At 46.4% G+C, this 13,190-nt stretch carries 12 protein-coding genes; 9 read left to right on the forward strand and 3 right to left on the reverse strand.

Annotation, left to right across the window (positions count from 1 at the left end; genetic code table 11):
• The first annotated feature begins 12 nt into the window (after positions 1 to 12).
• Positions 13 to 429 carry an OsmC family protein gene (locus GK108_RS17120; protein WP_163951124.1) on the forward strand — a complete coding sequence of 139 codons (417 nt, stop codon included), beginning with the start codon at positions 13 to 15 and terminating at the stop codon, positions 427 to 429.
• A 270-nt stretch (positions 430 to 699) separates the two neighbouring features.
• Entirely contained in the window at positions 700 to 2,916 is a 2,217-nt protein-coding gene (locus GK108_RS17125; protein WP_163951129.1) for a bifunctional alpha,alpha-trehalose-phosphate synthase (UDP-forming)/trehalose-phosphatase, read from the forward strand.
• Here the strand turns inward: GK108_RS17125 and GK108_RS17130 are convergent, their stop codons facing one another.
• A complete protein-coding gene (locus GK108_RS17130; RefSeq protein WP_163951131.1) occupies positions 2,917 to 3,129 on the reverse strand; it encodes a hypothetical protein in 213 nt (70 codons plus the stop codon). It lies immediately after the preceding gene.
• A gap of 241 nt (positions 3,130 to 3,370) precedes the next feature.
• On the opposite strand from GK108_RS17130, the gene GK108_RS17135 reads away from it, so the two are divergent.
• From GK108_RS17135 to GK108_RS17145, 3 genes are all read left to right on the forward strand, one after another.
• Positions 3,371 to 4,048, forward strand: a complete 678-nt coding sequence (locus tag GK108_RS17135) for a response regulator transcription factor (protein WP_163951134.1) — start codon at positions 3,371 to 3,373, stop codon at positions 4,046 to 4,048.
• 40 nt (positions 4,049 to 4,088) lie between these two features.
• Complete coding sequence (locus tag GK108_RS17140; RefSeq protein WP_163951137.1) at positions 4,089 to 5,465, forward strand: sensor histidine kinase; 1,377 nt, start codon at positions 4,089 to 4,091, stop codon at positions 5,463 to 5,465.
• Between the two features lie 92 nt (positions 5,466 to 5,557).
• Positions 5,558 to 5,761, forward strand: a complete 204-nt coding sequence (locus tag GK108_RS17145; RefSeq protein ID WP_163951140.1) for a hypothetical protein — start codon at positions 5,558 to 5,560, stop codon at positions 5,759 to 5,761.
• 37 nt (positions 5,762 to 5,798) lie between these two features.
• Here the strand turns inward: GK108_RS17145 and GK108_RS17150 are convergent, their stop codons facing one another.
• Entirely contained in the window at positions 5,799 to 7,193 is a 1,395-nt protein-coding gene (locus GK108_RS17150; protein WP_163951143.1) for a TIGR00341 family protein, read from the reverse strand.
• Positions 7,194 to 7,283: 90 nt separating this feature from the next.
• On the opposite strand from GK108_RS17150, the gene GK108_RS17155 reads away from it, so the two are divergent.
• Positions 7,284 to 8,546, forward strand: a complete 1,263-nt coding sequence (locus GK108_RS17155) for a cation:proton antiporter (protein WP_163951146.1) — start codon at positions 7,284 to 7,286, stop codon at positions 8,544 to 8,546.
• 4 nt (positions 8,547 to 8,550) lie between these two features.
• Here GK108_RS17155 and GK108_RS17160 read toward each other — a convergent pair whose 3' ends face one another.
• Positions 8,551 to 9,948, reverse strand: a complete 1,398-nt coding sequence (locus GK108_RS17160) for a chloride channel protein (protein WP_163951149.1) — start codon at positions 9,946 to 9,948, stop codon at positions 8,551 to 8,553.
• Between the two features lie 145 nt (positions 9,949 to 10,093).
• On the opposite strand from GK108_RS17160, the gene GK108_RS17165 reads away from it, so the two are divergent.
• From GK108_RS17165 to GK108_RS17175, 3 genes are all read left to right on the forward strand, one after another.
• Positions 10,094 to 11,026 carry a hypothetical protein gene (locus GK108_RS17165; RefSeq protein WP_246224941.1) on the forward strand — a complete coding sequence of 311 codons (933 nt, stop codon included), beginning with the start codon at positions 10,094 to 10,096 and terminating at the stop codon, positions 11,024 to 11,026.
• Positions 11,027 to 11,058: 32 nt separating this feature from the next.
• Positions 11,059 to 11,277, forward strand: coding sequence for a copper chaperone (locus tag GK108_RS17170; protein WP_163951152.1), 219 nt, complete (start codon positions 11,059 to 11,061; stop codon positions 11,275 to 11,277).
• Between the two features lie 192 nt (positions 11,278 to 11,469).
• Positions 11,470 to 13,182, forward strand: coding sequence for a tetratricopeptide repeat protein (locus GK108_RS17175; RefSeq protein ID WP_163951155.1), 1,713 nt, complete (start codon positions 11,470 to 11,472; stop codon positions 13,180 to 13,182).
• The last annotated feature ends 8 nt before the right edge of the window (positions 13,183 to 13,190 follow it).

Consider the following 13,190-nt stretch of genomic DNA (forward strand, 5'->3'; position numbering starts at 1 on the left):
TAGAAACGTATAATGGCAACCATTTCCGCTCGCATTGAACGCTCTCCCTACGAAACTCATCTATCGACAGATTCTCAGGTTATTGTTGCCGACGAGCCATTGGATGCGGGTGGCCAGGATCGGGGCATGCGTCCCGGCGAACTCCTGGCGGGTTCGCTCGCTTCCTGCACAGTAATCACGCTACGTATGTATGCCGACCGAAAAGGCTGGCCACTGGATTCGGCCGTAGCCCACGTAGACTATACGCACTCTCCCGACCGGAAGCATTCCCATTTTACCCTGAAACTTATTCTAAACGGCGATTTAACGACGGAGCAACGGTCGCGGCTGCTCGAAATAGCTGATCGTTGCCCTATTCATAAGGTATTGGAAAACCCAAGTTCGTTTAATACAACGCTAGTTGAAAACGCGCAGGCTCAGCCCGAATAATGCTCACCCAGCGGAGTAGCCATTGCTGGTAGATTCATGGGAAATTCCGTTGTTTACCCTCTGTAAAACGGACAAACCTTAGCCTTACTAAAAGGGATAATTGGTTATTAAATACAAACAATGTTTGCCTGGCACAGGTTACTTTTTTAGTAGTCTACTCTTGGAGAAGACTACTTCTAAGGTTTTTTTAAGGTTTACTTAAGGCCTTTTTAAGCCAATTAATCGTTTTTTGTACTAATACCAAGCTCTTTTGAGGGCACCAAAAACTTCATGAGCACTATTGATGGAACGTTTAAACGACTAATCATTGTAGCCTATCGATTACCATTTAGCATTAAAAAAACCAAAGAGGGCGTTAGCCTCTTTCAAAATTCAGGGGGCTTAGTATCGGCTGTCATGTCTATGGCTGAACGAATGGGGCAATCTTCCACCGATGATGCACCCAAAATCCACTGGATAGGCCACTGTGATAATAGCCTGAAGACCGTACATGAGTCGGCCTTCGAAAATGAGCACTTCATTGCTCACCCTGTGTTTGTCGATGACGACATACATCAGGCTTTTTACGAGGGGTTCTGTAACGACATGATCTGGCCCCTTTTCCATTACTTTCCCACGTTTGCCTCCTTTCAGGAAAAGGATTTCGACGCTTATCAGCAGGTAAACAACCGGTTTCTGGAGGAACTGACCTCGATCATCGAACCCGGCGATCTGGTTTGGATTCACGATTTCCAGCTGATGCTGCTACCGGAAATGCTTCGCAAAGCTATTCCGAGTGCAAGCATTGGCTACTTTTTTCATATTCCATTTCCAACCTACGAAATCATTAAGCTTTTGCCCCGAACCTGGCGTCAAGCCTTAATCGGTGGCATTCTGGGGGCTGATGTCATTGGTTTCCATACAGCCGATTACGTTCAGCATTTTATGCAGAATGTTTCGGAAGTACTGGCCTTACCCATTATTGAACGTTACGTGGTTCTCGAAGACCGATCGGTCTTTGTGGGCGACTTCCCCATTAGCATAGACTTCACCAAATTTGACGAAGGCAGCCAGGTTGACGCAGTGGTTACTACCCGGCAAACGAACAAAGAGTTGCTCCGATCCGAAAAAATCATTTTTTCTGTCGACCGACTCGACTATGCCAAGGGGATTACGTATCGGCTGCAGGGATTTGAGCGCTTTCTGACGCAGAACCCAGAATGGCACGATCGCGTAACATTTGTGATGACGGTGGTTCCGTCGAGAGACAAGATTGGCCATTATCAGGAAATAAAACGTGAGATTGAGGAAGCCGTTGGCCGTATTAACGGCTTGTTTGGCTCGATCGGCTGGCGGCCCATTGTTTATTCATACGTATCGCTGACATTCACTGAGTTGATGGCTCTGTATACGGGTTGCGACGTAGCACTTATTACGCCCATTCGGGATGGAATGAATCTGGTGTGCAAAGAGTTCATCGCCAGCCGCCACGATAACCAGGGCGTTCTTATTCTGAGTGAACTGGCTGGTGCGGCTCAGGAGCTTCCCGATGCGCTGATCATTAACCCAACCGATACACAGGAAGTGGCTGATGCCATTAAAGATGCGCTACGTATGCCATTACCCGAACAACAACAACGAATGAAAACCATGCGACAACATCTCCAGAATCATAACGTATTTAGATGGAGCCATAGCTTTCTATCTGCCTTCACGCAGGACGATGCCGAACAACCGGATCTGGCTACCAATTTACCCGTTCAGGCCTTTGTTGATTCTTATCAAAAAGCGCAACAGCGGCTCCTGTTGATTGATTTCGATGGTACGTTGTCGCCCATCGTTGATGATCCATCGAAGGCTCAACTATCGTCGAGTATTCGTCCCATCCTGAATCATCTGGCCGAAAACAGCGATCTGGTTATCATCAGTGGGCGAAATCGCGCGTTCCTGGAACGCACGTTTCAGGGTTTGCCCGTTACGTTGGTTGCCGAACACGGCGCCTTCATCCGCGATACGGACGAGAACTGGCAAAAACTGGATCTGTCGGAAGATGACTGGATTGAGCCAATCCGATCGGTTATGGACGAATACACCGACTTATATCCGGAGTCATTCATTGAGCAAAAAGAAACGGCCATTGCCTGGCACTACCGGTTGGCGAAATCCGACGATATTGAAAGTAAGGCCGTTGAACTGTCTGAACGTCTACGTAGCATACCAACGTCAACCAAACTTACAGTAATTCAGGGCAATAAAGTTGTTGAAGTTAAAGCGGCTCAGTATAGCAAAGGTACCATTGCAGAAAAACTATATGCCCAAACCGCCTATGATTTTATCGTTAGCATTGGCGATGACACCACCGACGAAGATATGTTCCGGCAGCTTCCCAACTGGGCTTATACCCTGAAAGTAGGCGCTGGTCAATCGTTTGCTCGTTATCGCCTGGCCCGCCAACGTGACGTAGAACGACTTTTAGAATTACTCGACGAAGTCGCTGTCAACATCTAGCTATTTTTTTAAGAGTTCATCTTCAGGCCAATTCCAATCCTCAGGCTTCTTTTTGGCAGGATTGGAATTGGCTTTAAATTGTCCCTTCAGCTTCCGATAATGAGGAGGTAATGGTCCAAAATTTGATGATTGGCAGCCAAACCAGGCATTGGTGAAATAACTGATCACTCCGATTGCCACTATCAGGGCTACCACAATCAGGAAAATTCCCATACGTATTCTGGTTTATACCTCAACCCATCTAACGATCACAAACCTGGGTCTGGCGAGGTCTTTGTCAACATGAATAACTGCTTGTGTCCGGAAAATTAGTTGGCATCAATAAGGAAGAACTTAAACAAAACTTAGAATATCATTAGAATAAGCAGTTACGTATACTTTTCTCTTTTATATAACCTAGCCCTGCTTATTATGTTACCTATTCACCAACCACCAACTAAAATCTTAACGTAGTATGAAACTCCTGGTTATTGAAGATGAACCAAAAACGCTTCAGGCTATTCAGCAGGGGCTTGAAGAAAGCCAGTTTGAAGTAGATATTGCCTATGATGGGCTGATTGCCAGACGACTGGCCCTGAAAAATAATTACGCAGCTATTATCAGCGACGTTATTTTGCCTGGTATGAATGGGTATGAACTTTGTCGGCAATTACGGGCCGAAGGCTTAACAACCCCTATCCTTCTGCTTACCGCCCTGGGCGAATCAGACGATAAAATTCTGGGCTTCGATGCCGGGGCCGATCAGTATCTCACCAAACCATTTCAGTTTGCGGAATTGCTGGCCAGAGTTCGCTCGCTGACCAAACGTGGCAATCAGGTGGCTATGACCGCCCAAACGTTACGGTATGGTGGTATTGACATGAATCTGGACGCCAAAACGGTCCACCGCGACGGACAGCCAATCGATTTAACAGCGCGGGAATTTGCCCTGCTTGAATTTCTGATGCGTAATCAGGGGCGCGTATTGTCGAAGCCCGAGATTGCGGAACACGTCTGGGATCTCAATTTCGACACGGGCACCAACGTAGTAGAAGTGTATATCAATTACTTACGTAAAAAAATCGATAAAGATTTCCCTAAAAAACTGATTCACACCCAGTTTGGCATGGGCTACGTTTTTAAGGAAGAGTAATGCAATCGTAAGGGTTGACTAATGCTCCCACTTCATTCTTATGACCATCCGAAACCGTCTGGCAATCCGTTTTACCGGCCTTGTATCGGCTATTCTACTCCTAACGTTTGTCAGCGTGTATGCTTTTTGCTGGTATTTTGTTTCGTCCGATTTCTATCGACGACTCGACCGAAAAGCAACTACCCTGGGCGAAATGCTGATCCGGCATCGGCTGGATGGCGAACTGATCAATCAGCTTGGGCGGATCCGAAAAGATCAGCTGCCCAATCAAAAAATGCTGGTTTTCGACAAGCGGGATTCCATTATCTATGAATCTAATCGCACCATTTTACTGGCTATTCCGCCGAAAACAATTGCTACCATTCGGGAAAAGAAACAGAAAGAGTTCAAACAACGGGACTACTACGTGTATGGCATCCGGTTTATGACGGCATCGGGCCAGTACGTTGTAGTCGCCAGCGCCGAAAACACGTATGGCGACGCTTTTTTACGGGAGCTACTATGGGCCCTAAGCGGCTTATTTTTTATATCGATAGCCATTACATCCTTTTCTGGCTGGTTTTTCGCGGGCGATGCGCTACAACCCATTCAACGTATCGATACCATTTTGAATGCCATTTTCCCGAAGAATAGAGCGGAAAGGCTGCCCGTTAAACAGGAAGATGATGAGATAAGTCGCTTATCCATAACCATAAACCTACTGCTCGACCGAATTGCTGAATCGTTACGTCTGCAACGCATGTTTGTCGCCAATGTTTCGCACGAGCTCAAGAATCCGCTCACTCAGATTAGTTCACAGCTGGAAGTCAGTTTGCTGAACCAACGAGATCCAGATGCGTACAAGCAAACGATACGTTCCGTTCTCGACGACGTTAGGAACCTATCGGATCTGACACATGAATTGTTACAACTCTCGCAGGTGAGTGCCGACGATGCCCCTGATCTATTAACCGATACGGTCCGTATGGATGAAATCGCCTGGGACATTCGGGACGAAGTGTCGGCCATCAATCCCCGCTATCGGGTTCAGATAGAGCTTGGTGCCTTGCCCGACGATCCAGATCAGTTGACGATTCTGGGCAATAAAACGCTGTTAACAACCGCGTTAAAAAACCTGGCCGAAAACGCCTGTAAGTTTTCAACGGATGGTCAGGCGCTCATTAAGGTAAATTTCGGGCCTGATACATTACAAATCAGTGTCATTAACGAAGGTCCATCGATCCCGGTCAGTGATTTGCCGTATATTTTTGAGCCCTTTTACCGAAGCCGCCAAACAGCAGATGTGCGCGGATACGGCGTCGGACTAGCGCTCGTTTACCGGATTATTCAACTTCACAGAGGGCAGATCAGAGTTGATTCCGGGTCTGATCAGACAACTATTTTTTCGATTCTGCTGCCACACAAGGCTCACTTCTAAGCAAATTCTAAGCAGTTTTTCAGAGGAAACTAATCTGGAAATATCAACTTTGGTTCTGTAACTAATACCAAAAACCTAGATGATTATACGCCATGACCAACGAAAAACAAGATACTCAGTATACGTCCTATTTCCCTCCTACACCAACCAGCCAGCCTCAACAATCGAACAGTTTTTTTGATGATGAACCACCGGAACAACCCGACTGGCTGCTCATTTTTATGGGGATTCTCTTTCTAGCTTCTGTATTAATTGCCTGGCTGGTCGATTTTCCCAGTCTGATGGACAAGCCTTGATCACAACGTAGCAGGAGTTAACTTGGGCAACAGGGTGTTATTCGATTAAAAGCTTTATTCGTTTGCTTTTGGTGCGTGTCCGAAGCCAGCTTTCAATACGTCTTCGTTCTCCGGCAGTGTGTCTACGAGAAAATTTTGCATAAACCATCAGCAACGTATCTGGTTTATTTCCTTTTGCTGGCATCACTAATGAACGGGCAGCCGTAAAATACTGTACATCAGGCATCAAGGTTTTCAACTCATCCCTTAAATCAGAGACATTGAGCCGTGCTGTTTCTGTCATGCTGATATACCGCCTTAATGAATCGATGGTCTGATCTTTCATGACAATAGCCGCCTGATTATACCGAACAACCTGATCCGTAACCGACGAGGTAATAGCGTCCATGTCAACCGGCACATCCTTAAAGTTTCCCTGACGGACAATAAGCTGAGCGTCCTTTAATCCATAAGCCAGCATTTTCGATTTAAGCAAATTGATAGAATCGCTCGGTAAGGCTTCTCCTACAAGTGTTAATTCAATTCGGCTTTTTTTACGATGAAAAAGTGCATCGTACTTAATTACCTGTCGATACTGAAAGTTACACTCGTTGTTCACAAATCGTTTGGCGGCCTGTTCAAAGATGGTTTTCCGGACAATTTGATAGCCTAAGTAAGTGCTGGGTACCACCACGATCAGTACGGCTACCCAAATGGTATTCCGTACACGTCGTTCGATTTCTGGTGTTGGATATTCTTTTTGAGAATAGCCTAAAAAGCGAACAATAAGGAATGTAGCTAAACTGATACAAACACTATTGATCAGGAATAAATAGAAAGCTCCGGCAAAGTAGTAGAAATTACCCGTAGACAACCCATAGCCGGCGGTACACAGGGGCGGCATTAAAGCCGTAGCAATCGCTACTCCTGGAATTACATTTGATACTTTTTCACGACGCGACCCAGCTATAATTCCGGCTAGCCCACCGAAAATAGCAATAAACGCATCCCATACTGTTGGTGATGTTCGGGCTAGCAATTCGGACTGAGCAATGTGTAACGGACTAAGCAGGAAATAAACGGTTGACGTAAGCAGACTAATGAAAACAGCGATACTTAAATTTTTAAGCCCTCGCTGGATCATCGTCAAATCGTTGATACCCACACCAAGCCCTATTCCCATAATTGGGCCCATTAAGGGTGAAATCAACATTGCCCCGATGATAACGGCTGTCGAGTTAACATTCAATCCGATTGAAGCAATAAAAATAGCAAAGATTAACGTCCACAAATTAACTCCTTTAAACTCAATACCTCTGCTGATCGTTTGTATGATAGCGTCTTCGTCATCTTTATCTTCTTCTAGACTAAAACGTTCTCTGATCAAATGACCAAAACGGGTAAAAAAATCCGGGGTTTTAGTCTGAGGTTTATCTGGATTTTCACTAATCATACACGAATTGAAAAATTTCTGATGTCAATACAATTAACTATGTATTTCAATCAAAGCTCTATTATACTTGCAAATCATTCCTACTAATATATGGATATATTTACTCTAATCACGTTACTTATAGTTATTTCCGCACTGTTTGCTTACTTAAATACAAAGCTGTTAAAATTACCTGACGCTATTGGCATTATGGTAATTTCGCTGTTTTTTTCTTTGGTACTTCTTTGGGGAAACGCCATTGCACCCCACTGGTTCACAGTCATTCGCCAGACCATAGCTGAGATTGATTTTGGCAAAACGCTTTTTGATTTCATGCTCAGCTTTTTGCTGTTTGCTGGCGCTTTCCATACAGACGCGGCAGAGCTGCGTGTCCAACGTCGGTCGGTCATGCTTTTTGCTTTTATCGGCGTAGTACTTAGTACATTTTTTGTGGGAACAGGGCTTTACTTTATATCAGAAAACCTTGGCTTTGAGCTTCCTTACTTATTATGCCTGCTCTTTGGCTCATTAATCTCCCCTACCGACCCCATCGCCGTTCTGGGTATTCTGTCGAAATTTAAACTTCCTGAAAGTGTTAAAATCAATATTGTAGGCGAGTCGTTATTTAACGACGGTGTTGGCGTTGTGCTTTTTTCATCCATCTATCAGCTCGTACTTAATGGTACAGAGAGCGTTAGCGGTGGTGAAATTGCGCTTCTTTTTGTTCAGGAAGCTGGTGGAGGAATTTTATTTGGGTTAGCCCTTGGCTATTTTTTATTTCTCTTATTACGTTCCATTAATCATTATCAGACCGAAGTCATTATTACGGTGGCTGGCGTTATGGGAGGCTATCTGCTGGCCCAAAAACTTCATATCTCCGGTCCATTAGCGATGGTCGTTGCCGGATTACTAGTCGGCGGCAGTACCGCAAAAGCCGACGCGATGAGCAAGGTCACCGAGGAGTACATTGACAAATTCTGGGAATTAGTTGATGGGATTCTGAATGCACTACTTTTTGTCCTGATTGGCCTGGAACTACTCGTAATCGATATTAAGTTCACGCAGTGGACAATCTACCTGCTAGTTGTACTAATCGTTCTGCTATCCCGCTATTTAGCTATATTGATTCCATTCTCATTAGCCCGTCGTTGGCTTGACTTGGATAAAAAAGCGCCTATCATGCTAACTTGGGGCGGCTTGCGGGGTGGCCTTTCCATTGCAATGGCTCTATCAATAAGTCATGAAATTCCTCAAAAAGATTTTATTGTAACGATCACCTATGCTGTCGTTCTTTTCTCCGTAATCGGACAGGGGATGACTATGGAACCGCTCATTCGTAGACTTTACCCAAGTGAAAAATCGAATGCAGACTAACGGGTCAGCCCGCTTTTGATTTTTTGCCCAAATCGATTGGCCCTGACTGAGCGATGGTTTCTCTGACAAACCCTGTTTTTAGATGCTCGTAGAACGAGACTGGATCGACTAGCGATGCCGCGCCCTGCGCCATAAGTCCGCCGAGCAGTAACTGAAAAATGGCCGAATGCCGATCCGTCATTTCTAATACCAGTATGGCAGCCGTAAATGGCGAACGAACAACGCCGGTCAGGAAACTGACCATACTGACTAAAATCACCAGATTCGTGTCGCTGGGTGTTACGTCCAATAGCTGCGCCAGGGCATCACCCAAAATAGCCCCCGCACTAAGCGACGTAGCAAAAATCCCACCTGCGGCACCACTGCTATAACTCAACGCCATTCCGATAAACCGAACCGGGAAGAGATACCAGGCCGCCTGGTGATCATTCTGAAACAGCAATCGGTTAATAATTGGCTTGCCCGTTCCAACGGCATCGGTCCCTACCCAAAACGCCAGCCCGGCCAGCACCAGACCGCAGCCAGCTACCCAGCCCAATTGCTGCGTAAACGTAGTGAATCGGCGTCGGTAAGCATTCAGCCATAGCAAGGTTTTTGCCAGAACAGCGCCCGCAAATCCGCAAAACATAGCGACCAGCACTACTATACCCAATGCCCATCCGGTCGAAGCCGTAACTTTCGGAAAGCCCAGATATAAGTAAGGTCCTTGTATGGCCTGAGCAGTCATCCCGGCAATGATCACCGCCGAAAAAACGGCCGTACGAAACCGCGTAATATGGGTCTGCGTTAACTCTTCTACCACAAACACAATACCACCTAATGGCGTATTAAACGCAGCCGCTAAACCAGCGGCACCGCCGGTAACGAGTGCAATTTGTCGGGATAATTGGGGCCATCCGGCTGGCTGAAGTCGATTAATAGCCCGGAAAATCGCGGCTGAAATCTGAATCGTTGGTCCTTCACGTCCAATAACTCCTCCTCCTATCAACAACGTAACACTACTCAGCACTTTTACAAAAGCAACCCGTAAACTCAGCAGATAGGAAATACGATTATGATGCACCGGATTCGACAACTCTATTCCCGCCATCACCTGAGGGATACCGCTTCCACGCGCAGCTGGTGCCAGTTTTGCCACCAGGAGCCACGAAACGACAAAGGCTACTGGCGTCAGCAAAAACACCAGCATTGGCTGTGACTGAATCCAGGCAAAACTGGCATGTTCTGCCCAAACAAACAGTTCTTCATAGCCTACTGCACACAATCCTGTTAATAAAGAAGCAAACCAGAATGGCAAACTCTGTAGAATGACTCGACGAACACGTTCGGTATAGAGTCGTTTAATAATGTGCTGATCAAGCCAGGCCAATGCCTGCGCATACCGAGAGGGTCTATTGCCCATTTATGAAGCTACTATTTTGGGTAAGAAACGCAAAAGTAACCCTATCTGATTGACACTCTGAGCAATTCTAAGCAAATTCTAAGTTTCTTCTAAGTCCGTTTTTAATGCGCTGATCGACATTTGTCCTATCAACACAACGAACCCTATGCCTATGGGAACCGAGCCAAGACAGCCAAAAACCAAACTTTCGACAACAATCGTTACCTCATTGTTTCTTTTGTCGCTGGCTACTGGTATTTACTTCTGGAAAACAAGTGGGCAAATGGCCCGTCAAAATAACCTGAACGAACTCAGAGCCGATTCACTCCTGTCGGCCAAGTTTCGGCTGGAAGGTGATATTCGAAGTCTGGAAAGTCAACTAGAGAGCAATGCCGATAACAGTATGTCTCTCGACAATCGAATCACTGACCTACATCAGCTTCTGGATCAGCGGGACCACGAGATTCAGTTACTACGTCGGGATAAGGCCAGGCTGGAACGTAGCACGCAGCTTCACAACCGGAAAACAGACACATCAACCACCAGAACCGATAGCCTGGAAAAGCAGTTGGAAGCCGTTAGCGACAAAGTAGACTGGTTATCGGAAAACAATTCGCTGCTGGTGAAACAGAACAACGATTTACAAAACCAGATTAGCCATCTAAATAATACGTTATCGACCACCGTTTCTCGCACAACGCTTACCGGTGACGCCTTTTTTGTTGAAGCCACTAAAGGGAACAAAAAGGAAACGGCTAAAGCCAAGAAAGTAAAAACACTGACTATATCGTTGAACATCCTCTCCGAATTGCATCTGGAAGGCAGTCAGGAGGTTTATTTAAGTTTAACGAACGAACAGCGGGCAGCTAGTATACCACCCTTACGAACCACAACGGTATCGCTGGCAACCACCAATGACGTTATTCCCGTTCATGCTACGCAGCGGATCAATTTTGACCAAAACCCGCAGCGCATTTCGTTTATCGTCCGGCCGGGCACTCCGTTAAAACCGGGCAAATACCGGGCCTCGGTCTTTACCAAAGATCGTTATCTGGGTTCCGTAGACTTTCAATTCCGGGATAGCTTTCTGTTTTTCTAGTTAAACAACATACATGGACCAACACTAAGACGATGGAAACGCTGAATTTCAAAACGAACATACAATCGAGCGACGACGTAGCAGCCGTTACGTTAAATCTCAACAACATCGAGCAGGTAGACGGCTGGAATATCGATACAGCCGCCCCCGACAAGCTGTTGACCGTGCAAACCACCGATAATCGTATTGCCAATCTGGTGGAAAAAGCCGTTCAGGAAGCCGGCTATGAAGCTGAATTAGTATCTCACTAGTTGCGATAACGGATCGCTACGTAGCAAACGTCCCGCTGGCTCAGAGCCAGCGGGACGTTTGTTTTTAAGCCAATAACCCTTCTAAGCTAATTCTAAGGAGTCTTTAAGGCCATTCTTAGTTTCATGTTGCTTCTTGCCACTGTCTCCTCAGCGATGTTTTTCTAGTCTGGGGAGCTAAACCTAAGCGCATCTATGAAAACCCTCATAACAGTTTTTCTACTATCGGGGCTAGCCGGGTCTGCTCTCGCCCAATCCCCTACCCCTGATTCTAACACCCTGATTAATCTGGGACGTTTCGATGAAGCAAAACAGCTACTAAGCCGTAATGCTGAGCAAAACCCATCCATGCAAACCTATTTCGATGCGGGTTATGGCTATCTGCGTGCTGGTCAGCCCGATTCGGCCCGGATCTGGTTCGACAAAGGAATATCGATGGACGAGAAACGTGTTCCGTTGAATGAAACCGGAGCCGCCATTACGTATCTGGTTAAAAATGATACTGCCAATGCGAATCCGAAATTCGCCGAAGTTATTAAGAAGAGTAAAGGTAAAAATGCCGATATTCTCTACCGAATTGGTGAGGCTTACACGGGTTACCTAACTCCCGGCGATGGTTCTATCAAACCAGCTTACCCCAAAGCAGTAAACGCAGCCAAAGCCATCGATTATCTAACGCGTGCCGCCGACCGCGACAAGAAAAATGCAACGATTCAACTCGTTCTTGGCGACGCTCATTACTTGAATAAAGATGCCGGAACAGCCGTTTCCCGCTACGAAAGTGCGCTTGAGCTGGGCATGAACCCACCTCGGGTCTACCAACGTATCGGCGACATTTACTGGCAGGGCCGAAACCTGAATCTGGCGGTTGAAAATTACAAGAAGGCCATAGAAGCGAATGCTACGTATGCGCCTGCTTATAGTCAGCTAGCCGAACTATACTTCCTGGTTAACCGATACAAAGAAGCATCCAACTACATTGATCAGTACGTGAACGTATCACACGATAATCGGCAGGCCACGTTGCTACGTCAGGCGCAGTTCCACTTCCTGGCCAAAGACTATCAGCGGGCTGTAAATCTGATCGATAGTAACCGTACCGCTCTGGGGCAGAATCCTATTCTATATCGAATCAAAGGCTGGTCTTTCTCGTCGCTGAAACAGCCCGAAAAGGCGATTGAAAATATTAATACGTTCCTGGAAAAAGCACCGGAAAAGGCAATGCCCGACGACTACAAATACCTGGGTCGTGCCTACATGGAAACCGATAGTGCCAGTGATGATTCACTGGGGGCAGTATTCCTGACCAAAGCAGCTCCGTTCGATACAACAGAGAACCTGTACAGCGACGTTGCCAAGTATTACTATCGGGCTAAAAAACACGTTGAGGCCGTTGCTACGCTCGACTCATCCGCGAAACACGGCTTTAAAGCCGACGTTCAGGATTTATTCCGCTACGGTATGAGCAATTACACGCTGGGCTTTCAGCGGGATACGGCGGGTAAATTAGTGCGTGACACGGTTCGTTTCGCCCTGGCCGATTCGGCGCTGGCGCTGGCTCAGCAAGGTTCTCCCGACTATGTGCCAACGGTATTGTACCGCGCAAAAGCAAGTTATTACGCCTATACGCCTGAAGAAGCCGTCATGAACGGCAAAGCAAAACCGCACTTTGAGCAATTTATCAGCATGGTGGCCGACAAGGAAGAAGAGCGGAATCGATACCAGAAAGATTTAGTGCTGGCTTTCAAATACATCATTGCCTATAACGATCTGGTTGCTCACGACGAAAGTGCGCAGAAAGAGTGGCTTCAGAAAGGACTTTCATTCTTCCCCAACGATCCGGAATTGCTTAAGATAGCCACGGCACAATCAGACAACACGGCGAACGCCAAATCGCCGAAACAATAACACCTTTT

Origin of the sequence: Spirosoma terrae (assembly GCF_010435915.1) — a bacterium.
Lineage (GTDB): Bacteria > Bacteroidota > Bacteroidia > Cytophagales > Spirosomataceae > Spirosoma > Spirosoma terrae.